Origin of the sequence: Acinetobacter sp. P8-3-8 (genome assembly GCF_000214135.1) — a bacterium.
In the GTDB taxonomy this organism is placed as follows: Bacteria; Pseudomonadota; Gammaproteobacteria; order Pseudomonadales; family Moraxellaceae; genus Acinetobacter.
The window spans coordinates 69,682-93,075 of sequence record NZ_AFIE01000009.1 but is presented as its reverse complement, the minus strand read 5'-3'; the positions used below and the strand labels follow the sequence as shown (position 1 = coordinate 93,075).

Genomic DNA, 23,394 nt, shown 5'->3' with positions numbered 1-23,394 from the left:
TTTTTTGTTTGATGGTGTTCACATTTTAACCTCGCTTACGAGAGTTAACACTTATTTACGTGAATACCAATGAAATTACAGATGAGAACATCTACTATCTACTTAAGTTATGAATCTTCCCCAAAATTCATAACATTTCTCCTTAACCGAACTGTGAAAGCAGATTCGTTGTTCTACGCAATGATCACCCCAATCATTGCGTATTTTTTTTGTCTTTGTTTTCATCCGTAAAAACAGCTTCATTTATAAGCAATACTTGAATAAAACGCAAGCAATAGTTTTTAATTCATATTTTTAACTTAGTTTTTCTTAATAAAACATAACACATTGATTTTGATTATTATAAGCAAATATTTAAATTGCAATCTCTTTATAAAACCGATAAGCTTTATCTATTCATTGAATTAATTAATGATATTTTTATACATTAATTCATATTAAATTGTATTTTTATAAGAAAACTAAACAATATATTGAGTACAGCAAACATGTGGGAACTCTTTACGCATTCATCCAATCTCATCTTTAGCGTCAGCTTATGCCTCATGTTATTGCTCGGTATTTTGGAATGCCTACTGTTAATAATTGGATCAACCTCGCAAGGCTTCTTAGATCAATTCATTCCTGATCAATTACTTGAATCGCATCATCCCGATGTAGAACTCAATGCAGAAAGCAGTGTTTTTGTACAATTCTTAGATTGGTTGTACTTAGGCCGCATTCCTGTTTTAGTCTGGTTGATCATTTTCCTGACAGTTTATGCATTGTTTGGCTTTATTGTTCAAGCCATTTTCCACCACTTTACACAAAGTTATTTTCCAATCTGGATCATTGCTCCTGCTGCCCTTTTCTTATGTATGCCGATCGTGCGTACTTGTGCAGCAGTCATTGCGAAAATTTTACCGCAAGATGAAACCACAGCCATTCATAGTGATGAATTGATTGGACGTAAAGCACAGATTATTTTAGGTGAAGCAAAGCTTAACTACCCTGCTCAGGCCAAAGTGGTTGATCAATTTGGACAAACCCATTACATCTTAGTTGAACCTGAAACAGATGTTATCTTTCAACAAGGTCAAGAAGTCCTTTTAACACAAAGAACCAAAATTGGTTTCCAAGCCGTTACCGTCTAATTTTTAAATAACAAACTCAGAGATAATAAAATGTTGACTGAAAATTTATATGAAATACTTGTTTTAGCAGGAATTATACTGGTGGCATTAGTTGTCATTGGGGTGATTATTGCACGCTTATATAAGCGTTCAAGTAAAGAAGTATCTTTTGTCCGTACAGGTTTTGGTGGTGAGAAAGTCATCTTAAATGGTGGTGCTTTGGTACTTCCAGTCTTACATGAAGTGATTCCTGTGAATATGAACACGCTTCGCCTTGAAGTAAAACGTGCAACAGATCAAGCTTTAATTACTCGTGACCGTATGCGTGTTGACGTGATGGCTGAATTCTACGTTCGAGTTAAACCGACTGCGGAGTCGATTGCTACTGCTGCACAGACTTTGGGTAAAAAAACCATGTCTCCGCAAGAGTTAAAAGACTTGGTTGAAGGTAAGTTTGTTGACTCTTTGCGTGCCGTTGCTGCTGAAATGGCAATGGAAGAATTACATGAAAAGCGTGTTGATTTCGTTCAAAAAGTTCAACAAGTCGTCTCTGAAGATTTATTTAAAAATGGTTTAGAATTAGAAACCGTTTCTCTAACAGGTTTAGACCAAACCAGTTTTGAATACTTTAACCCACAAAATGCTTTCGATGCAGAAGGTTTGACTAAACTCACTGAAACGATTGAAGATCGTCGTAAAAAACGAAATGATATTGAACAAGACAATGACTTAGCCATCAAAGCTAAAAACCTTTCGACTGAACAAGCTCGTTTACAAATTTTACGTGAAGAAGAATACGCAAAGCTTCAACAAGAACGTGAAATCGCCATTCGTAAAGCAGAACAAATGGCTGAAATCGCATCGCAGGAAGCAGGGAAAAAACGTGAAGCTGAAGAAGCTCGAATTGCTGCTGAACGTGAAGTTGAATTAAAACGTATTGCATCTGCTCGTGATGTTGAAAATGAAAATATTCAGAAAGCACAATTGATTCAAAAAGCGCAAGTCGAACAAAAGAAAACCATTGAATTGGCTGAGCAAGATCGTGCCATTGCCATAGCAGAAAAATCACGTGCTGAATCTGAAGCAAAAGCACTGGCTGACCAAGCCCGTGCTCAAGCTGTAAAAGCAGAAGAAGAAGTGACGACTGTACGTGAGACTCAACGTGCAGAGCGTTTAAAAGCTGTTGAATTGGTTGCAGCTAAACAGGTTGCCGAAACAGATGCGATTGCCATTACCGTTGCAGCAGAAGCTTCTAAACAAGCAGCAGCAGATGATGCAGAAGCTGTACGTATCGCAGCACAAGCTGAAGCTGAAAAAGTTCGCTTAAAAGCCAAAGGTGAAGCAGATGCAAAAATGTTACTTGCCGCAGCTCAAGAGAAACAATATCAAGTTGATGCTGATGGTACACGTGCTGTCAATGAAGCCAATAACATCTTGTCTACTGAACAAGTTGAGATGCAAATTCGCTTAGCACTCATGAAGTATTTACCTGAAATTATTCGTGAAAGCGTTAAGCCTATGGAAAACATTGATGATATTAAAATTTTACAAGTCAATGGTTTAGGTGGTATGAATACGACAACTCATTCAGGTGAAGCATCTGAACAAGGTCAAGTTGCCCTTTCAGACCAAGTCGTCAATAGTGCTCTACGTTATCGCTCTCAAGCACCACTGATTGATAGTTTAATGAATGAATTAGGAATTAAAGGTGGGGATATTAATGGTTTAACTCAATCATTACATCCGAAGTCTGAAAAAGAATAATCCATTAAAATCAAAGCCTCTATTTATAGAGGCTTTGATTTATTACGAGAATCTACAACTTACCTTCCCCAGAAACTGATCAAACTAAGCCACTTCTTTTTGCATACGACGTTGATGCAATTCAAGTAGATATACATCTAATGCTTGCACTTCATCCTGTGTAAGTTCTAAATACAGTTTGGTACGGCGCTTTAAAATATCAACGCTAGTTGTCGCCCATTCTGCATCGACTAAATAATCAACTTCTTGCGCATATAAACCATGTCCGAAATGCTGACCAAGCTCATGAACAGATGTTGCGTACTGAACAAAGTTCCACACACACGTCCCATACGCACGTGCCCAACGATTTGCTGTTTCTGCATCCAGACCTTTGATTTTATTTTGTATTTCAAGAATTAAATCATCTATAGAAGCTAAATTTTCAGCGCCAGGCAATAACGCTTTTTCAGTCCACGGTTTCGCCATGTCAGGGAAAAACTTTTTCAAATGTTCCATTGCTGATTCAGCAAGCTTACGATAAGTGGTTAACTTCCCACCAAACACAGACAACAACGGTGCTTCATTCTCTTCATCTTTCGATAAAACCAAAGTGTAATCACGTGTAATGGCCGCTGGGTTATCCGATTCGTCATCGCACAATGGACGTACACCAGAAAAAGTCTGAATAATATCGTCTTGCTGTAATGTCTTTTTAAAATGATCATTCGCCACATCTAAAAGATATTCAATTTCAGCTTGAGTAATTTCGACTTGATTTGGATCACCTGTATATTCACGATCCGTCGTCCCAATCATGGTGTATTTATCTAAATAAGGAATCGCAAATACAATACGTTGATCATCATTTTGCATAATGAAAGCTTTATCGCCCTCATAAATTTTAGGCACAATAATGTGACTGCCTTGTATTAAACGAATACCATATTGAGATTTGAGCTTTAAATCTTGCTTTATAAATTGAGCAACCCATGGTCCTGCTGCATTAACCAAAGCTTTTGCATGGATTTGATAGCGACCTTGTTCATTTTCAAGCTCGACGACCCAAATTCCATTTTCACGTTTTGCAGATACGCAACGTGTTTGCGTTACAATTTTAGCGCCCTTTTCACGCGCTTGTATTGCATTGAGAATCACTAATCGTGAATCATCAACAGCACAGTCTGAATATTCAAAACCACGTGTTATTTCATCTTTTAAAGGACTGGTTTCAGCAACAAACTGAACCAAATTAGAACCAGCAAGCTTTTCTCGTTTCCCTAAATGATCGTAAAAAAACAAGCCTGTACGGATTAACCATGCAGGTCGTAAATGCGGTTGATGTGGCATAATAAAACGCATTGGTCGGATAATATGCGGCGCTTTAGTCAATAAAACTTCACGCTCTGCCAATGCTTCACGAACCAATCTAAATTCTTTATGCTCTAAATAACGCAAACCACCATGAATCAATTTACTACTTGCAGATGAGGTATGGCTGGCTAAATCGTCTTTCTCACATAAAAAAACAGATAAGCCACGCCCAATCGCATCCGTGGCAATTCCAACACCATTAATCCCACCGCCAATTACAGCAATGTCATAACACGTCTGTTGCTCAAGAATTTGATTCATTTCGATCACCTATACCTTGCAGTATTTTTCGTTTATTTTCATTTAAGAAAATAATAAACAATTATGAACATATTGTCTATCAAAAAACGATCAACGTACATTTATATTTTTCGTTTATTTTCATTATTCAGCAATACTAAACAGTAAACATTCAGATGCTTCTTTATATTACCGCACAATGATGGATTGTTTTAAATACTTAATATCAGTGATCAACACATTTTCATTTTAATGAAAATGATCAATAGCTTGCGCTCAATAACCCGTGTTCGACAATTTATGCAATCACTAAAGTCACGTCTGCTTCTTTAATCTTTTGTAGAAAAGCATCACTTGGTTTTTCATTGGTAAAAAGACATTCAATATCAGTCAAACTTCCCACGCGCATCATCGCATTGCGACCAAATTTACTATGATCGGCAGCAAGAAAAACCTGTCTTGCACCTGCAATAATCTCTTGAGAAACAGAAACTTCTTGGAAATCAAAATCAAGCAAAGTGCCGTCTTCATCAATACCACTAATTCCAATTAAAGCATAATCTACTTTGAACTGTTTAAAAAAATCAGACGTTGCTTGCCCAATCACGCCACCATCTGGACGAACTTTGCCACTAGCAATCAGAATTTCAAAATCTTCTTTTTTACTTAAAATATTGGCAACGTTCAGATTATTGGTGATTACTTTTAAACCATGATGTTCCATTAATGCATGTGCAATCGCTTCAGTCGTGGTTCCAATATTGATGAAAATAGAGGCATGATCTGGAACAGCATCTGCAATTGCCTTAGCAATTCTTTGTTTTTCTTCGAAATTATGATCAATACGCATACTATAATCAGTGTTGGAAACACTAGAATTAGACTCTATGGCTGCGCCACCGTGGTATCTACGTAACAATCCATCATCGGCTAATTGATTGATATCACGACGTACTGTTTGTGGTGTCACTGAGAAATGCTGTGCTAACTCATCAATACTGATATAACCACGTTCTTTGACCAATTCTAAAGTCTGTTGTTGGCGGATCGCTAAACTCATTTGATAAACCTTGTTGTTTTATTTTCGAAAACGAACATACAATGAATAAAATATCATAAATATAAATCCCTAAATCTATTCTTTAAAAAAGAACATTTAAAATATGAATATTTATTCAAAAAATTTGTTCCGTGTTCAATATTCGTTCCTAACATCCCTGCTTTATTTACATGACAATTTTAAAGCTCTATTTCTCAAAATATATTGGATCATTATCGCACCCTATTTTAATCTAATTTTTAGCTCACTTTTGCATGAATACTCAAGACAATGTTCGTGAATTGATTTGAGCTATGGCATACTTAAAATAACAACAACACCGAGACTTGCAAAATGAAAAAGATTACATTCTTAGGACTAGGTTGCCTTATGTTAGGTTTAACTGCATGTCAAACTACACCACGTCAGTATAACGGTGTTACAGGCTATCAAATCGAAAATCAAAGTTCAAACAGCGCTACGCTGGCTTATACACTATCTGGTCGTGCAGATCGTGATTTAGATGAAGATAAATTACAACGTGCCTGCAAAAAAGTTTTAGGTGAAAATAAATCTTATAAGATTGCTGTCTTAAGTGTGAATGAAATTATTAATCCGCAAACAGCAAGCAATGATCAAAAAGGGGTTCAGTTAGGCCACAGTCGTACTTCTTTTGGACTTTCAAACACACCAAATTTAAATAACAGCGAAGACTATGCGACTCGTCAAGCACTAGAAACACGTCCAAGTACTTTGCATGTGGTTCGTTATACTTGTTCTTAATGTAAATATTTACGACACTAATAAAAATTTATAAGACGCAATTACAGCGTCTTATAAAAACTTACATTTCTAAACTCTTTGGCTTCATCTAAATCAGGCCAAGTTGTCGCACTACGCTCATCTAGCTTTTGATAATGTGGATGACTAAAATTCTTCACACGACTATCAGCCACCCAAACCTCAGGTGCAAATTTTAAAAATTCATCCAAGAAGAAGCGATTGGATTGATCATATAAAACATCTGCTGCAAGTAAGACATCCACCTGCTCTGCTTTATACAAATCATCTAAATATTCAAGTTCGACGTTATTTAATAATGCATTTTCACGACATGCATCTAAACTCACTTGATCGATATCACAACAAATCACTCGTTTTGCACCTGCCATTTTCGCAGCAATCGCAACCACGCCCGACCCTGCGCCAAAGTCTAAAACCACTTTATCTTTGACATGATGTGGCTCTGCAAGTAACCACTGTGCCATTGCAAGCCCTGAAGCCCAACAAAATATCCAATAAGGCGTATCGTTCCAAATACGACGAATCACTTCATCATCTAAGCGATCTGTTGGAAATACAGGTGGAATCAGCCACAAAGAAATTGGTGTTTCAGGCAATTGCTGTGCAATAAGCTCACAATTTGGAATGACTTCGTGCAAGGCAGTGAGTAAATGTTGCGGGGCTTTAGCCAATTGAAAAGTACAGCTCATTTGATTTTTATTCATTTTAAGGTTAAACGTTTAATTCATAAAAACGCGATATAAGCCTAAGGTCATTATGTTCCCTCCTTTTAAAGGATGAACATTATTTCACATAAGAGCGAGAGGATTTATACCCCTCATCCTCTTGCGGAATAATATTCCTCACCCATAAGGGAGAAGGAGTAATCGCTACAATAGACTTCTTGCATAAGTCGAGTTGTGATGAACCATTTATAATAATGGAAGTTCCCTCTCTCCTTTTAAAGGATGAGCGTTATTACGCGCAAGGGAGAGGATTTATATGATAAATTTCCCTCATCCTCTTGCGGAATAATATTCCTCATCCCAAAGGGAGAAGGAATAACTACAGCACTATTAACCCAACGCTTTTTCAGCAGCTTCAACTGTTTGACGAATTAATGTTGTAATCGTCATAGGCCCGACACCACCCGGTACTGGTGTATAAGCAGAAGCAACGTCTTCAATACCGACCAATTGAATATCGCCTACACCGCCACCATCACGTGGATGGAAACCTGCATCAACAACGACAGCGCCTTGTTTAATCCAATCTTTTTGGATTAACTCAGCCTTACCGACAGCACCAACAACGATATCCGCTTGTTTCACCAATTCTGCAAGATTTTGAGTACGTGAATGGCAAATCGTTACAGTCGCATTAGCTTGTAATAGCATCATCGCCATCGGCTTACCCAGAATCGCAGAACGACCGACAACAACAGCATGCTTACCCGCGATTTCAATGTTGTATTCTTTAAGCGTGGTCATAATACCTGCTGGGGTCGCAGAACCATACGCCGCCTCACCCATTGCCATACGACCAAAACCTAAGCAAGTTACGCCATCTACATCTTTTTCAAGTGAAATAGCATCAAAACAAGCACGTTCATCAATTTGTTCAGGTACAGGATGCTGTAACAAAATACCGTGAACATCAGGATTGGCATTCAACTTCTCAATTTCAGCGAGTAATTGTTCAGTCGTTGTTTCTTTACCTAATTCAACTTTAAGAGAATCCATACCTACACGACGGCAAGCATTACCTTTCATACGTACATAAGTTGCAGATGCACCATCATCACCGACCAAAATAGTGGCTAAAATTGGGGTACGACCTGTTTTTGCTTTTAAAGCTTCAACACGAGTCAACAAGTCTGCTTCAATTTGTTTCGCTAATGCGCGACCATCTAATACCAATGCCACGGCACATCTCCAAGGTAGATATGAATCAATTTTGCAAATAATACATGATTATTTGAACATTTTTATTCTATATGCCGAATTTATGTGCATATGCATGAATTATAGTATTGTTTTTTTTCAAAGGTTGCTAATATGTGCATCACCAAGACATGGCGGGGTGGCAGAGTGGTCATGCAGCGGACTGCAACTCCGTGTACGCCGGTTCGATTCCGACCTCCGCCTCCAATCTTGTAAAGCCCGAGTGGTGAAATCGGTAGACACAGGGGATTTAAAATCCCCCGCCCACAAAGCGTGCCAGTTCGAGTCTGGCCTCGGGCACCATTTTAATACTTCTTAAAATGGTGCAATAAAAATTCCAGCTTATGCTGGTTTTTTTATATCTAAAATTTACTAAATATAAGAATTAATAATATTTATTAAGTACTTACAATACTATTTTTAAGTTTATTCCCACCCAAATCACGAACTTCTACATTTTCAAAAATTTAAAACACATTGTATTTGATTCAAGTTCTTGCCCCCAATTCAAAATTAGCCTTACAATGAGTTTAATTTTGAAAATCGTAATAGTACTCTGAACGATGAACATGTTCAGTCTATGCCAAATGAGTAGTATGATCAGATCCCAACAAGCTGTGCTTTTTCTGCAAGACTTGCAAAATAAATATCCTCAAGCGTTTAAACGCAATTTTTTATTTTACAGTCAGATGAAAACAAAAGGACTTTTAGACGAAGCAAAGGAATTCATTCCGTGGGTTTTATCGATCATGATTTTCTGTAGTATTTATTTTAGTTTAGGTCACTATATAGAAAATCATTACCCTCAGTTTGATCCTTTTCAAGCCAAAGGTATTGCAGCTTTAGCCATCATGCTCTTTTTTATGCTGATCGTGCCATTTATTATCAAACAGATTAAACACAGTTCTGTACATCTTTATAAACAACTCAACAATACTCCGCTTAAACTCGCTATTCTCATCATCTTACAAGCACTGAACATTTACTTTTTTGAAAGCATTTTATTACAAGGTGTTCTGTTCTTTTTTGCTATGAGTTTTGGTTTTGTGAAGTTCTATAAAGAAAATTTATTTAGAGATAGCACCAAAGATACTGAATATTATCAATTACAACAAATCCGTAGAACCTGCTTTTGGGCGTATAAACAAGCCAAAAAAGCTAAATTTAAAATGAAATTCCATGCTAAAAATTCTGAGCAATTTAAATTTCAGCAACAACAATTGACACAGTATTTAGAACTACACTTAAAACTACTTAAATTCGAAAATGAAATGTGTATGACTTATAAATATGTCGACTTAGATGCTTATATGGACAGTTTAATGTAAGGTCAGACTCTTATTTCTTCTTGTTAAGATGCCCATAAAGAAAAAACCAAGCAATAAATGCTTGGTTTTTTGTATCAATACTTTTGTATCAACATCAGAAGCAAATTGATCTAAGCACTTTTCTGCACAGTTGCTACGTCGACCAAAGCACTATTCAATACCAATTGATGTCCACGTACTGTATCCACAACATAGCTCTTGTCTTTAATTGTACTCATAAAGACCCAGTCCGCTTGCACTTGCTGTGCTGTAAAATTGACTTTTAAATAACCACGTTGATTCAAGTTAGCGTAGTTCAACTCATCAATTAACGTGGTAAATGCCATTTCGAATTGCTGCAACTGTGCCATCGGAATATTCAAATATTCTTCTAAGCCCGGTGAAGAAACAGAACTGGTCGCCAATTCTACGCCAACAAAGTCACCTGCTTGCGAATGCAAATCTGAAGACCAAGCATTATGTGTATCTCCTGCGAGTACAACAACTTTCTTATTCAATGCTTTTAATGTTCCGTATAAAACTTCACGTTCCACATAATAACCATCCCATGCATCAAGGTTATACGGCGCAACAGTTGTGACACGTGCTTTTTCCGCAGCGGTTAAACTTGGGTCGCCAGCCTGCAAACGCATTTTCAATGTAACCAATTCAGTAATTTGTTTATTCATTTGAGCTAAAACTTCAGATGTCGCATTACCACTGGTAATCGCAGCAAGAGGCAACAACAATTCAGCAGGAATTAACATTTTAGACATCAACACTTGCTGTCCAAGTACGTTCCATGTCGCTGTAGATTGCGCCAATTTCTGTTGTAGCCATGCACGTTGCGTATAACCCACCAAAGTTCGTGTAGTACTGGCTAAATCCGCTTGGAAACGAGCAAAATCCATGCCTGACGCTGTCATATAATCAGCATAATCCAACTGCTTATCACGCGCCAAAATACGTGTATCTAGCATGGTGAGTTGAACCAATGAACCAAAGTCAAATTGACGGTAAATATTCAAATGATCTGTTTCAGACACGGGACGAATCGGCATCCATTCAAAATAAGCTTGTAATGCTGCTAATTTACGATCTAAAAAAGCACCTTCAGTACTTTGATGATTCCCTGCGCCATCTTTCCATGCATCATTGGCTAACTCATGGTCATCCCAAATCACAATAAATGGATGACGCAGATGTGCAGCTTGTAAATCCACATCCAAACGGTACAACGCATAACGTTTACGATAATCATCCAATTTGATAATTTCGTTTTCATTACCCGCTGCGAAAGTACGACCTAACTTTTCAGCATCTGCTGTTGCATAGCCACCTTGACCATATTCATAAATGTAATCACCCAAATGAATAATCGCATCAAGTTCTTGTTTTGCCATTTCTTTATAAACATGGAAATAGCCTGCTGGATAGTTTGCACAAGAACACACTGCAAATTGCACCGAGCTGGTGGTTTCTGGCAATGTTTTGGTACGCCCTACTGGTGAAGTGACCGAACCAAATTTAAAGCGATAGAAATACGTTTGTCCCGATTTCAATTTATCTGCATCAACTTTAATGGTGAAATCTTGCGCGGCAGCCGTTTGTACCTTGCCTGTATTGATAATTTGGGTAAATTTGTCGTCCGTTGCTATTTCCCACACCACCTCTAAACGTAGTGATGTATCTTCTGGTGTAATACGTGTCCACAAAATCACTCGATCTTTCAGCGGATCACCACTTGCTACCCCGTGTTTAAATGTCGCTTTTGTTGTTGGTTTAATTGAACTATCGTTATCATCATCACATGCAGTCAACCCGACTGGTAAAGATAATGCCCCAAAACCTGCTAATGACCTTTGAATAAGTGCACGGCGTGAAATTGAATTAGACATTGATTTTCCCTAAGTTTTTTTATCCAGTTAATTTAGAACATTTAGATTTCACTTTGATCTCAAATGAATGAAAAAATCATGACAAAAACATTTTTTAAGAAAAATTGGCTTATTTTCAAACATAAACACATGAATTGATTGAAAAGAAAGCAAATCGACTGAAATATCCTTGCCAAGTGAAAATCTCTCCTTTATTATTGCGCTCATGCCCGAGTGGTGAAATCGGTAGACACAGGGGATTTAAAATCCCCCGCCCACAAAGCGTGCCAGTTCGAGTCTGGCCTCGGGCACCATTTTACAGATCTAAAATGGTGCAATAAAAATTCCAGCGATATGCTGGTTTTTTTATGCCTAAAATTCAGTATCTGCATGAGCTAAAATAATATCGAATAGATTATTTATCAAGAAAATTCTTACTGAAATTTCAACAAATTACAGTCAAATCTGCTGAATTACACATCAATCCACTCCAAGAAGGTTATTATAAAGATCATTATAATAATCCAATATCTCCTTCCCTAAGCCAGAGAATACCTGAATAGGTATAGCCTCACAGCACTTTTGCCAGCATTAGAAAGATCAGAATCTCGATCAGAGAATGAATGAATCAATTATTATTTTTTAATTCCAGTTCTATAAGATCGAATCATTAAAAATAGATAGATCAGTTTAATACAGCTTTATTTTGAATGAATTTAGATGAATCAATTTAGATAAAAATTAGATTGTTCAAGTAAGAGGAGGATTCAGTGAGAATTTTAAAGATAAAAAAAGACCACGTTTTGGAACGTGGTCTATAAAAATGGTGGCTATGACGAGACTTGAACTTGTGACCCCCGCATTATGAGTGCGGTGCTCTAACCAACTGAGCTACATAGCCGAAAAACTGTGGGCGCATTATGTGATGTTATCATCTGTACGTCAAGTACTTAATGCGCTTAATTGATCAAAATTTGTTGAAGTGAGCCGATAAGCCGGGTTCTGTCGTGAACGATCATTCCTCTAGGCGTACAATCACTCATACGCTCCAGCAACCTACCCGGATCCAGCATGGGCCATGCCTAAAGGATCCCTATTTGGTCTTGCTTCCGGTGGGGTTTACCATGCCATGAACTGTTACCAGTCATGCGGTGCGCTCTTACCGCACCCTTTCACCCTTACCTTCCATTTCTCCGAAAAGAAACGATATTGAAGGCGGTCTACTCTCTGCTGCACTTTCCGTCGGTTCACACCGCCCAGGCGTTACCTGGCACCTTGCCCGTTGAAGCCCGGACTTTCCTCCCCTGCTTCAATCACGGAGATTTCCACAGCAGCGATCGTCTGGCTCACTTCGGGGCGTATCCTAACAAATTTTATTGCTAATTGCTCGTGCTTTTTTGAGCAATCAGTTTTTTATACTTTTCCATCAATTCATCTTGGCTTTCCACATGATTGGGATCAAGCGGAATACAATCGACAGGACAGAAAAGTGAACATTGTGGTTGATCATAATGCCCAACACACTCAGTACATAGGTTTGGATTAATTTCATAAATTTCCTCCCCCATGTAAATCGCTTCATTTGGACATACAGGCTCACACACATCACAATTGATGCATTCTTCGGTGATGATTAAAGACACACTACCAACCTTGTTGATGTTTACGATCAAAGGCTTCTACGACACATTGTGGAACAAATTTAGCCACATCACCTTTTAATCGTGCTATTTCCCGAACCATCGTTGAGGAAATAAATGAAAATTGTTCTGACGGTGTTAGAAATACTGTTTCAAAATGCTGATCTAATTGGCGATTCATATTGGCAAGTTGAAATTCGTATTCAAAATCAGAAACGGCTCTTAAACCACGCAATACGGCTGTAGCATTTTGCTCACGGGCAAAATTAACAAGTAAACCATCGAAGCCAACAAACTCCACATTGGGTAAATGTTTGAGCGAAATCTGTGCTAGCTCTACACGTTCTTCCAAACTAAAGACTGGATTTTTATGATGTCCAATCGCAATAGCGACCACAACCTCATCGAACATTCTGGCGGCGCGCGCCACTAAATCGACATGACCATTGGTAATTGGATCAAAAGTCCCCGGATAAATAACACGAGTTTTAGACATCCATTTATACTCTAGTTTGTGAAGTCAGCACATAGTTTAACAAAAACTGAAATATTAGCGAAGAACCTCAACTCATTTACAATCAGGTTTTTAATTCTGAAATGACTTCACCTTGACTCAAGTTTGAGGCAAAATAAGACTATTCTTGGAATATTTGTATTATGTCGAAAAACATTGTTGTTAAAAAAAATAATAGTGGGACGATTGCGCTAAATAAACGTGCACGCCACGATTATTTCATTGAAGAAAAATTTGAAGCTGGTCTGTCTTTACAAGGCTGGGAAGTGAAATCGTTACGTGCTGGGCGTATGACGATCACTGAAAGCTATATTACGTTTAAAAATAATGAAGCTTTCCTGTTTGGAGCTCAGATTCAACCCTTACTTTCTGCCTCTTCTCACGTTGTACCAGAGGCAACACGTACACGTAAATTATTACTTTCTCGCCGTGAACTTGAAAAGTTGATGGGGGCGATTAACCAAAAAGGTTATACCTGCGTGCCTTTAGCATGTTATTGGAAAGGTCCTCTGGCAAAACTTGAAATTGCATTGGTGAAAGGTAAACAATTACATGACAAACGTGCGACTGAGAAAGACCGTGATTGGCAACGTGATAAAGCACGTATTATGCATAAATAATCAACAAAACAATCGATCGATAAAAAAACCTCCACTTGGAGGTTTTTTACAATTCTATGTATCTATATTTATCTCAAACTCAATACGTTATTTAATACGATTTACCATCAAAGCCGTATATTCACCAAACCACATAGCAGTTTCTAAATCACCTTTAGGCGGTGTGACTTCTACAGGTGCATTATCAGATTGGGTCATTAAACCTAAAAAGCTCGACATGCGATTTAAGTCATTTTGTCCACGCCCTGTCGGCATCATTGGCAAACCACTCCATAACATGCCATGTTGCATGGCAAAAAGATTGATTTGCTGAAGCACTGCCAGTTTATCACCACTTAAACCACCACCATTGGTGAAACCGGCAGCCAATTTCCCCTGCCAAGTCCGTGCTAACCAACGCTTAGATGACTGTTCCATAAATAATTTTAATGCAGAAGTTAAGCTACCCATATAAGTTGGACAGCCGAAAATAATAGCATCTGCTTGGTCTAATACATCCCAATCTACATGCTCAACATTCATCAGGTGAACTTGAACACCGACCTTCTTCACCCCTTCTGCGATATGATTTGCAACTTTTGCAGTATGACCATAAGGGCTGTGGTAGACGATCGCGACAGATTTTGAGGATAAAGGCATAGCGATAAAAACAAACAAATTTAGTCAAGTTTAACACTAATTCAAATTTTAACAATTCTTGTAAAAATCATTCAAATCAGAATCAAATTGAAAAAAGTGAAATCAATAAAGATTCCACTTCGTTCAAAAATTTCATTGAATATCTATTTTTATTTTTTTCATTTATTTTTTCATATAAGCAAATGTTGCCATACGGCCTGTTTTAGCATGTCGACGATAAGAATAGTAATCTTGATCTTGGCGATAAGAACATTGATCACCACCTAAAACTGTTGCTACACCATGTTGTTTTAAAATGAAGCGAGCAATCGCATAAAGATCTGCATAGTATTTACCTTGCTCTCCGTCTTGAAATGCTGTGTTTAATTCTGCATATTTTGAACAGAAAGCTTCTTTAACCTCTGCACCCACTTCAAAACAAGGCTGGCTAATTGCTGCACCTAACCATGCCCATGTTGGTTTTGACTTCATTTCTGCAAGCGTATTTTCAACAATACCACCTGCTAAACCACGCCAACCTGCATGTAAATTGGCAATTTCAGTACCTTCTGCATTACCTAAAACCACAGGTAAACAATCTGCGGTCATCATCATGAGTACATGACCTGTTTTTTGCGTCACCAATCCATCACCGATTAGCGCCACTAAAGGCATTTCTTCATTGATGGTATGGCAAATTGTGCTATGGGTTTGCGTCATCCACGTGATTTTATCTACACCGAACTCAGCAAACTCATCTAACAAAATCATGCGATGCGTTTGTACCCGCTTCGGATCGTCATTCACATGCAACGCCAAATTAAAACCATCAAGCTCAGATTGCTCCGAAGCCAAAGCTTTAGGATGCTGAATATGTGTCTGTCCGACAAATACGCCTTGTGGTAATCCTTGAACAAATTGCATGTGTTTCTGATCCTTTTATTCAATTCACTTTTTCAATTAATAAGCTTTATTTTCAGAACGTAAAACATCCAATAGATCAATAAAATCTTGTGGCCACGGTGCTTCAAACATCATTTCCTGCTTAGTTTGTGGATGAATCAAACCAAGTTTTGAAGCATGTAAAGCTTGGCGTTTAAAGCCACGTAAAGTGCTCGCTAATTTATCAGAAGCTCCAGCAGGTACTTTCACACGGCTGACATAGACAGGATCACCTACTAAAGGAAAACCAATATAAGTGAAATGAATACGGATTTGATGGGTACGCCCTGTCTCAAGCTGTGCTTGTACACGGGTAAAATGCTGAAAACGCTCTTTGACATTGTAATGCGTTACCGCATCACGACCGCCTGGTAAAATCGCCATTTTCACACGATCTACAGGATGACGTTTGATCGGCTCGTCGATTTTACCGCCAGCAATCATCGTTCCATAACAAATCAAGTCATAGACTCGATAAACTGTTTTTTTAGCCAATTGTTTACTGAGTGAAAATTGCGCCTCTAAATTCTTCGCAACCACCAATAAGCCACTGGTATCTTTATCGATACGATGGACTAAACCTGCACGAGTGAGTTCGGCTGATTTTGGATAATGGTAAAGCAATGCATTGACCAATGTTCCATTCGGATTGCCTGCACCTGGATGAACCACCATACCTACAGGCTTATTGATGACCATGATGTCATCATCTTCATAGATGATATCTAAAGGAATATTTTCAGGTTGTGCTGAAGTTTGAGCCTCAAGCTCAACCTCCAAAGTCAACATTTCATTGCCTTCACATTTATACTTTGGTTTGACAATGTTACCATTTACCAACAAATGACCTTCCTTCATCCACTGTTTAAGTTTTTCACGCGAAAACTCATTCCAAACAGTTGCTGCAACTTGGTCTATGCGTTGCCCTAAATAGCTGTCATCCAGTTGAAATTGCAACGATAAACGTGTTGCAGTCGGCGCAGAATTATGATTATCTGCATCCTCAGAATCTTCAAGTAAATTGAAATCATTTTCTGGGAAATTAGAATTAGAAGAGTGTGCTGAAGTCATTTGCTCATTCGGACAAAAGTGGTTTAATAGCGCAATTGTAGCCTATTGCCCGTATAAACAGAGGAATTTTTATGTCGCTACCACGTTATAAAGTCACAATGCTTGCTTTAACTGTAGGCTTAGCAACAGCTTTTGTAGGTTGTAGCAGCAATCCTAAGAAAGATGTTGTGGATACTGGCCCACAATCTAGCGAGCAAATTTATTTCAATAAAGCGATGAAATCACTAGATAATGGGCAATATGGCGACGCTGCAAAATCTTTAGAGGCAATTGATACCTATTATCCAACAGGACAATATGCGCAACAGGCTCAACTCGAATTAATTTATACAAAATTTAAGCAAAAAGATTATGAAGGTACGATCGCACTTGCAGATCGTTTTATTCGTTTGAATCCGCAACATCCAAATTTAGACTATGCCTACTATGTTCGTGGTGTAGCGAATATGGAGCAAAACTATGACAGTATGTTGCGTTATACTTCATTAAAACAAGCACATCGTGATGTTGGCTATTTAAAAGTTGCTTATCAAAACTTTGTGGACTTGATTCGTCGTTATCCTTCAAGTCAATATTCTGTAGATGCAGCAGAACGTATGAAATTTATTGGTCAGGAATTGGCTGAAAGCGAAATGAACGCAGCGCGTTTCAACATTAAACGTAAAGCATATTTGGCTGCTGTTGAACGCTCTCAATGGGTTTTAGAGCATTACCCACAAACTCCGCAAATCCCTGAAGCTTTAGCAACCATTGCTTATGGTTATGACAAATTAGGCGACAAAGCAACTTCAGAACAATATATTGAAGTGTTAAAGAAAAATTATCCTAATTTGGTTAAATCAAATGGCGAAGTAAATCTTCGTGCTGCACGTAAAGAAGCAAGCTGGGTCAACCGTGCAACTTTGGGTATTTTTGGACGTAGCGATAAAGCAGATCTAAGCACAGAAACAACGAATCAAACGACAGATGAGCAAAAATCAAGTCTTTTGAATAAAGTGAGCTTTGGCTTATTGGATCGTCCTAATCGTGAAGTTTCAAGCGAACCTGCACGTGCTGATGAAAGTTTGTATGACGGTCAGCGTAAATAATCATTAATTATTTTCACTTCTTCTTTTAGCTTTTTCTTTTTAGCGTCTAAGCTATTTTCGATTTAGTGATCAATGCGACAAATCAAGACGGGTTTCTACCCGTCTTTTTTATACATAGATATTTTTCAATTTCAAACTAAGGTACACTTTGTTTCTGTAATTTTGTACTCACTTTGGCTTTTCTATGGCAATTCCTCAACATACTATTGATCAAATCCTCGATCGCACAGACATTGTCGAGCTGATTGGTCAACGTGTGAAATTGAAAAAGACAGGTCGCACCTATTCAGGATGCTGCCCTTTTCATCAGGAAAAATCGCCATCTTTTCACGTGTATCGTGACAAACAGTATTATCACTGCTTTGGTTGCCAAGCCAATGGTAATGCGATTCGCTTTCTTATGGACATTGATAATCGCAACTTTATCGATGTGATGAAGGAATTATCCAGTCATGCAGGTGTCGAACTTCCCAAAGACAACCATGATAATAAAAAACTATCCTATAAACGTGAAGCCATAAAACCACAGCCAAAAGCTGAAATTAAAAAAGTAGAGTCGCCGCCTACTCAAACAGCAAATGAATCTGCTGTCGCAATCGACATTGACCCTTTTGAAGCATTTCAAAGCTATTCAGACTTTGACAATTTTGATCCAACTCAGTTTGGTGATGTCGGTTTTACTCAGCCGCCTATTGACGGCAATCTCTATGATTTGCTCGAAAATATTGCACAATTTTATGAACGTCAGTTACCCAATAGTAAAACCGCACAGCATTATTTTAAACATCGTGGGTTGAGCAAAGAAACCATTCAATATTGGCGCTTAGGTTATGCACCTGAAGATTGGCAACATTTAGAAAAAGCCTTTCCTCAAGATATTGAAGGTTTAAAATTACTTGGTTTAATTCGAACCAGTGATAGTGGACGTGATTTTGACCTATTGCGAGATCGCGTCATTTTCCCAATTCGTGACAGCAAAGGACGTGTTGTTGGCTTTGGTGGACGTGCGCTCAACGATGAAATCAAACCGAAATATATCAACTCACCCGATTCTGAAGTTTTTCATAAAAACCAACTGCTTTATGGCTTATATGAGGGGCGAAAAGATCGCGCGCAAAACTGGCTCATGGTTGAGGGCTATATGGATGTTATTGCCTTACAACAGAACGGGATTTCAGGCGCAGTCGCAACCCTTGGAACAGCCAGTAATGCTGACCATTTAAATATTTTATTTAAACAAAATAATCAAATCACCATTGCTTTTGATGGTGATGCTGCGGGTCAAAAAGCGGCTCGTCGTACTTTAGAAATTGCCTTACCTTTACTCAATGATGGTCGTGAACTGAAATTCTTTGTCTTACCGAAAGAGCATGATCCAGACTCGTTGATTCGTAAAGAAGGTTTAGAAATATTCAATCGCTTATGGCAACAGTCGCCATTATTATCTGATTTTGTATTTGCATTACTCAGTCAAAATTATGAAATTGGTACGCCTGAAGGTAAAAGTCAGGTCATGGCTGAACTGAATCAACTGACTGAATTATTGCCTAAACATGGTTCGTATCGTTATTTATTGCGTCAATTTTTTAAGGAAAAACTTGGCTTTAATAAAAAATGGCAACCTCAAGTCAGTTTGGATGCCACCCTTTCGTTTAAACAAAATATGGGCAATGAAGAGTTTGCCATCGCCATTTTAATGCAACACCCTTTTTTGTATATCCATTTCGAAGTTTTACGTGCCTTTATTGATCCGAATGAATTATTGGCACAAATCTTGGCGGTATTTGATCGTATTTTCGATGAATTACCTGATGATCAAGAACTCGCAACCTATTATATTTTAGGGGCTTGCAGTGCTTATCATTTAGAATTATCGGACATTATGCAACGTACTAATATTCAAGCATTTACCGAAGCACCTGAAATGGCGGATAAATTGGCTTCTGATTATTCTTTGGCTTTACAAGAAAAATATCTAAAACAGAAACTTAAATCACCGATTTCTTTAAGTGAATCGCGTAATTTACGTAAACAATTGAATGAACTCACTCGACAGATCAGTTTAAAGTTAGTACATAACTAATAGACTTCTTGCATAAGTCGAGTTGTGATGAACATTTATTTATATAATGGAAGTTCCCTCTCCTTTAAAAGGATGAGCGTTATTACGCGCAAGGGGGTGAGGATTTATATGATAAATCGCCCTCATCCCAACCTTCCCTTGAGCTATATATGGCGCAAGAGTAAGGACTCTCAATATTAATTTTCGATCACTTTTGACTTTTGCAAGATATCTAGTATGTTCATTTAAACTTTAAATGATAAAGATGAGGTCATATTTGTTTGAAAATAAAAAGATTTTATAGGTAAATTAAATCTCTCACATAGAGAGAAAATTATTTTATGTTCTTAGGCTTTCGTTCTTGCTCAAAAATATCCTGAATTCTTTCTTTCAACCATTCAAAATGTGAAGGATCTTCATCCTTCGCTGCTTGGCGTAATAAAATTGAAGAAGGATGCAAGAGCTTCTGCGTCAAACGATGTGCAAAATCTTCAAGAACATCTTGAGTATCTTCACCTGCCTGAATTCGCTCTAAAGCATGCGACAACTCCATCTGGCGTTGTTCTTCACCATGTTCACGAAATTGCTGAATTGTACTGCCTGCTTGATGAATCTTTTGATGTGTTACCAATTGAGTGACCAATTGATTCACCATCACTTCTGCTTCAACCGCTGCCTGACGACGATGCGCTAAATTTTCATCAATCACACTTTGCAGATCATCGACGCCATACAGATAAACGCCATCCAAACTTTCAACTTTTGGATCAATATCACGTGGTACAGCCAAATCAACCATAAGCATTTGTTGATAACGACGTTTTTTAAGTGCCACTTTCACATCTTTATAGGCAATCACTTGATGTAAACTACCTGTACAGCTAGAAATCACATCAGCACGATATAAATTTTCTGCAAGCTCAGTAAATGGAATGATTTCAACTTCAACACGATGTGCAATTTCTTGTGCTAAATGTTCAGCACGTTCAACACTTCGATTACAAATCAAAATTTTCGCAACGCCCATCTCTGCCAAATGTTTAGCAACTAAGCTATTCATTTCACCCGCTGCAACCACCATCACCGTGAGCTGATTCGGTTTACTAAAGACTTGAAGCGCAAGTTGTGCAACAGCATAGCCCATAGAAACGGCATGACTTCCGACAGCAGTTTCTGAACGTACACGCTTTGCTGCATAAAATGCATATTCGAAGATTTGACTTAAATTTTGTGAAACGATGTCAGCATCTTTGGCTAAAGCTAAGGCTGTTTTGACTTGACCGAGAATTTGAGGCTCACCCAACATCAATGAATCTAAACCACTCGCTACACGCATGAGATGTGAAACCGCATCGGTATTTTCATAACGATATACATGATTTGACAATTGCTTTACATCAATACCGTTTGTTTGGGCAAGCCAATGCAATACCATATCAGCATTTTCAGCCATGGCGTAAACTTCGGTACGATTACAGGTTGAAACCACCACCATATCATTCAGATTTTGATGATGACTTTGCTGTGCAAGTAAATCTTTTAATCGTTCAGGATTAAAAGCAACTTGTTCTCGCAACTCAACAGAAGCTGTTTGATGGTTGACACCCAATGCAAAGAAAGACATATCAGATCATCATTTCGCTAAATTTATGCTATTGTGCAATAACGGTGTCATAGAAAGCATTACTTGGATTCGGAAAAAAATTGCGTCAAATAAACAACCGCTTAAGCGGCTCGACAATTAAGCAATATTCTACCACATTGTTACTTGTAGGTAGCATGGCTTCTAGTGCTCATATTAGAGCATCTGGAGAATTTTATCATACAAAATATAATACAAATGCATTAAAACAAAGCATGATTGCTGAATTTTCACTGGCTTATCATGATACAGCAACTGCACTACATAACTATACTGTCCTTGCGATTCGCAGTAATTCCACCACGATTAAGCAACGCGCCTTGAATGTTGCTATTGAACAAAATGATTTACAAGCAGCTTTGGATATCGCGACTCATTGGGTTGTACAAGAGCCTGAAGACGTTCCTGCAAAATTTTATTTGGCGCATATTGCACTTAAATCACATGAATATGAGTTGGCTGCTGAAACCTTAGACAGCATTTTGAATATTGATCAAAATGCTGATCTTGAAAAGATTTTAGAAGGAATTTCACCTGAATCTGAAGAAGATCGCCAAAACTTGCTGAATACATTAACAGCAAGTAAAGAAAAAATAATCCATCTGTTCTGATTTTGATTGCTGGCTTAGAAGCACAAAATGATGAAATTGAACAAGCTTTAAAAACTGTCAATAAAGCCTTGCGTAAACGACCAAAAGTCACAGGCTTTATTCTAATGAAAGCCAATTTGCTTGAAGCTTTAGGCGATCAAGAAGCAACTTTGGACTGGTATGCACGTAGCAGTAAAAAGAACAAATATAATTTAGATATCCGTTTGGCTGAAGTGAAGTATTTAATCAAAATACAACAAGATGAATTAGCCTTAGAAAAGCTTGAAAATATTATTGAACATTGGCCAGATGCGGAAGAAGCTTTATTTATCGCAGGCTTAACCGCAATTGATTTAAAGAAATTTGATCAAGCTGAGCAATATTTGGTTGAGTTACGTTATTCATCTCGCTATCAAAACGAAGCTTACTTCTATCTCGCAGTCAATGCTGAACGAAAACAAAATGACGAAACTGCCAAAGCTTACTATCGTTTGGTCGATGGAAATTTATATACCGTTTCACGTCGTAATTTGATTTCGATTTATGAACGTCAAAACAAAGTAAATGATGCTTTACGCTTTTTAACGCAAGAACGTGTGAATTATCCTCAACATGCGAGCTTTTTATATCAGGCTCAAGCTGAAATTTTAAGACGTATGGGCAATAAACAAGCAGCACTGCGATTATTGAATGAAGCTGTTAAAAACTTGCCTGATGATCCTGAAATTTTATATTCAGAAGTGCTTTTACTTGATCCATTTGAAGATCGTGATCGTTTAGATAAAGCCTTAAAGCAATTATTGACTTTAGAGCCTAATAGCCCGACATACTTAAATGCCTACGCTTATACACTGGCTTTACAAAATAGACGTTTAAGTGAAGCACGCTCTTATGCAGAACATGCATTGGAATTTGCACCTGAACAAGCTTCGATTTTGGATACGCTTGGCTATATCACTTTTTTACAAAATGATTTTGAAGCATCTTCGCAAATCTTAGCCAAAGCTTATCAATTGAGTCATAGCATTAACATTGGAGTGCGCTATGCAAAATCTTTGTATATGCAAGGTTCTTTAGCGCAATTTAATGAAGTGTTACAACAACTCAAACAAAATCATCCAAATGATCCTCAATTAAATCAATTAGATTCATTAATATTACCGCAACATATTAAAAAGAGTTAATGGCC

At 37.8% G+C, this 23,394-nt stretch carries 18 protein-coding genes, 4 tRNA genes, 1 other RNA gene and 1 pseudogene; 11 read left to right on the top strand and 13 right to left on the bottom strand.

From position 1 onward, the window contains the following. Nucleotides 1-488 precede the first annotated feature (488 nt). Together GGG_RS0106430 and GGG_RS0106425 are read left to right on the top strand one after the other, a co-directional pair. Complete coding sequence (locus tag GGG_RS0106430) at nt 489-1,133, top strand: YqiJ family protein (protein ID WP_029574478.1); 645 nt, start codon at nt 489-491, stop codon at nt 1,131-1,133. Between the two features lie 30 nt (nt 1,134-1,163). After that, nucleotides 1,164-2,876: a flotillin family protein gene (locus tag GGG_RS0106425; RefSeq protein WP_010113190.1), complete on the top strand. Its 1,713-nt coding sequence runs from the start codon at nt 1,164-1,166 to the stop codon at nt 2,874-2,876. An 84-nt stretch (nt 2,877-2,960) separates the two neighbouring features. On the opposite strand, the gene glpD is transcribed toward GGG_RS0106425, so the two are convergent. Both glpD and GGG_RS0106415 read right to left on the bottom strand, forming a co-directional pair. After that, the gene (glpD, locus tag GGG_RS0106420; RefSeq protein ID WP_010113188.1) at nt 2,961-4,490 is read right to left on the bottom strand and encodes a glycerol-3-phosphate dehydrogenase; all 1,530 of its coding nucleotides are present in this window, start codon (nt 4,488-4,490) and stop codon (nt 2,961-2,963) included. A gap of 277 nt (nt 4,491-4,767) precedes the next feature. Then, nucleotides 4,768-5,529 (bottom strand): DeoR/GlpR family DNA-binding transcription regulator, encoded by a 762-nt coding sequence (locus GGG_RS0106415; protein WP_010113187.1) that lies wholly within the window; start codon nt 5,527-5,529, stop codon nt 4,768-4,770. A 333-nt stretch (nt 5,530-5,862) separates the two neighbouring features. On the opposite strand from GGG_RS0106415, the gene GGG_RS0106410 reads away from it, so the two are divergent. Then, entirely contained in the window at nt 5,863-6,291 is a 429-nt protein-coding gene (locus GGG_RS0106410) for a hypothetical protein (RefSeq protein ID WP_010113185.1), read from the top strand. A gap of 41 nt (nt 6,292-6,332) precedes the next feature. Here GGG_RS0106410 and GGG_RS0106405 read toward each other — a convergent pair whose 3' ends face one another. Both GGG_RS0106405 and folD read right to left on the bottom strand, forming a co-directional pair. Beyond that, nucleotides 6,333-7,001 carry a methyltransferase gene (locus GGG_RS0106405; protein WP_010113183.1) on the bottom strand — a complete coding sequence of 223 codons (669 nt, stop codon included), beginning with the start codon at nt 6,999-7,001 and terminating at the stop codon, nt 6,333-6,335. Between the two features lie 366 nt (nt 7,002-7,367). Next, complete coding sequence (gene folD / locus GGG_RS0106400; RefSeq protein WP_010113182.1) at nt 7,368-8,216, bottom strand: bifunctional methylenetetrahydrofolate dehydrogenase/methenyltetrahydrofolate cyclohydrolase FolD; 849 nt, start codon at nt 8,214-8,216, stop codon at nt 7,368-7,370. A 151-nt stretch (nt 8,217-8,367) separates the two neighbouring features. Here folD and GGG_RS0106395 point away from each other — a divergent pair. The 3 genes from GGG_RS0106395 to GGG_RS0106385 all read left to right on the top strand — a co-directional run bounded on the left by GGG_RS0106395 (nt 8,368) and on the right by GGG_RS0106385 (nt 9,562). Continuing rightward, a tRNA-Cys gene (locus GGG_RS0106395) sits at nt 8,368-8,441 on the top strand. 10 nt (nt 8,442-8,451) lie between these two features. Further along, nucleotides 8,452-8,537 (top strand) — tRNA-Leu (locus GGG_RS0106390). A 293-nt stretch (nt 8,538-8,830) separates the two neighbouring features. After that, nucleotides 8,831-9,562 carry a hypothetical protein gene (locus tag GGG_RS0106385; protein WP_010113181.1) on the top strand — a complete coding sequence of 244 codons (732 nt, stop codon included), beginning with the start codon at nt 8,831-8,833 and terminating at the stop codon, nt 9,560-9,562. Nucleotides 9,563-9,672: 110 nt separating this feature from the next. Here the strand turns inward: GGG_RS0106385 and GGG_RS0106380 are convergent, their stop codons facing one another. Further along, nucleotides 9,673-11,439 carry an alkaline phosphatase gene (locus GGG_RS0106380; RefSeq protein ID WP_010113179.1) on the bottom strand — a complete coding sequence of 589 codons (1,767 nt, stop codon included), beginning with the start codon at nt 11,437-11,439 and terminating at the stop codon, nt 9,673-9,675. Between the two features lie 207 nt (nt 11,440-11,646). Between GGG_RS0106380 and GGG_RS0106375 the strand changes: the two genes are divergently transcribed. Continuing rightward, a tRNA-Leu gene (locus GGG_RS0106375) sits at nt 11,647-11,732 on the top strand. Nucleotides 11,733-12,242: 510 nt separating this feature from the next. Here GGG_RS0106375 and GGG_RS0106370 read toward each other — a convergent pair. The 4 genes from GGG_RS0106370 to coaD form a co-directional block, all read right to left on the bottom strand. After that, a tRNA-Met gene (locus tag GGG_RS0106370) sits at nt 12,243-12,319 on the bottom strand. Between the two features lie 74 nt (nt 12,320-12,393). Beyond that, an RNA gene (rnpB, locus tag GGG_RS20430) (RNase P RNA component class A) lies at nt 12,394-12,771 on the bottom strand. Between the two features lie 26 nt (nt 12,772-12,797). Next, nucleotides 12,798-13,061 (bottom strand): YfhL family 4Fe-4S dicluster ferredoxin, encoded by a 264-nt coding sequence (locus GGG_RS0106365; RefSeq protein ID WP_010113178.1) that lies wholly within the window; start codon nt 13,059-13,061, stop codon nt 12,798-12,800. A 1-nt stretch (nt 13,062) separates the two neighbouring features. Beyond that, complete coding sequence (coaD, locus tag GGG_RS0106360) at nt 13,063-13,554, bottom strand: pantetheine-phosphate adenylyltransferase (RefSeq protein ID WP_010113176.1); 492 nt, start codon at nt 13,552-13,554, stop codon at nt 13,063-13,065. A gap of 161 nt (nt 13,555-13,715) precedes the next feature. Here coaD and smpB point away from each other — a divergent pair, with 161 nt between their 5' ends. Beyond that, complete coding sequence (smpB, locus tag GGG_RS0106355) at nt 13,716-14,192, top strand: SsrA-binding protein SmpB (protein WP_010113174.1); 477 nt, start codon at nt 13,716-13,718, stop codon at nt 14,190-14,192. An 87-nt stretch (nt 14,193-14,279) separates the two neighbouring features. Here the strand turns inward: smpB and GGG_RS0106350 are convergent, their stop codons facing one another. The 3 genes from GGG_RS0106350 to rluD all read right to left on the bottom strand — a co-directional run bounded on the left by GGG_RS0106350 (nt 14,280) and on the right by rluD (nt 16,823). Beyond that, on the bottom strand, nt 14,280-14,831 hold the full coding sequence (locus GGG_RS0106350; RefSeq protein WP_010113172.1) for a flavodoxin family protein: 552 nt from the start codon (nt 14,829-14,831) through the stop codon (nt 14,280-14,282). A gap of 162 nt (nt 14,832-14,993) precedes the next feature. Further along, a complete protein-coding gene (pgeF, locus tag GGG_RS0106345; protein WP_010113171.1) occupies nt 14,994-15,734 on the bottom strand; it encodes a peptidoglycan editing factor PgeF in 741 nt (246 codons plus the stop codon). Nucleotides 15,735-15,770: 36 nt separating this feature from the next. Next, complete coding sequence (gene rluD / locus GGG_RS0106340) at nt 15,771-16,823, bottom strand: 23S rRNA pseudouridine(1911/1915/1917) synthase RluD (protein WP_010113170.1); 1,053 nt, start codon at nt 16,821-16,823, stop codon at nt 15,771-15,773. A gap of 71 nt (nt 16,824-16,894) precedes the next feature. Here rluD and GGG_RS0106335 point away from each other — a divergent pair, with 71 nt between their 5' ends. Together GGG_RS0106335 and GGG_RS0106330 are read left to right on the top strand one after the other, a co-directional pair. Further along, nucleotides 16,895-17,911, top strand: a complete 1,017-nt coding sequence (locus GGG_RS0106335; RefSeq protein ID WP_010113169.1) for an outer membrane protein assembly factor BamD — start codon at nt 16,895-16,897, stop codon at nt 17,909-17,911. Between the two features lie 184 nt (nt 17,912-18,095). Next, complete coding sequence (locus GGG_RS0106330; RefSeq protein WP_010113168.1) at nt 18,096-19,994, top strand: DNA primase; 1,899 nt, start codon at nt 18,096-18,098, stop codon at nt 19,992-19,994. Between the two features lie 313 nt (nt 19,995-20,307). Here GGG_RS0106330 and hemA read toward each other — a convergent pair whose 3' ends face one another. Then, nucleotides 20,308-21,597 (bottom strand): glutamyl-tRNA reductase, encoded by a 1,290-nt coding sequence (gene hemA / locus GGG_RS0106325; protein ID WP_010113167.1) that lies wholly within the window; start codon nt 21,595-21,597, stop codon nt 20,308-20,310. A gap of 89 nt (nt 21,598-21,686) precedes the next feature. Between hemA and GGG_RS19535 the strand changes: the two are divergent. Then, nucleotides 21,687-23,389: pseudogene (locus GGG_RS19535) on the top strand (tetratricopeptide repeat protein). The last annotated feature ends 5 nt before the right edge of the window (nt 23,390-23,394 follow it).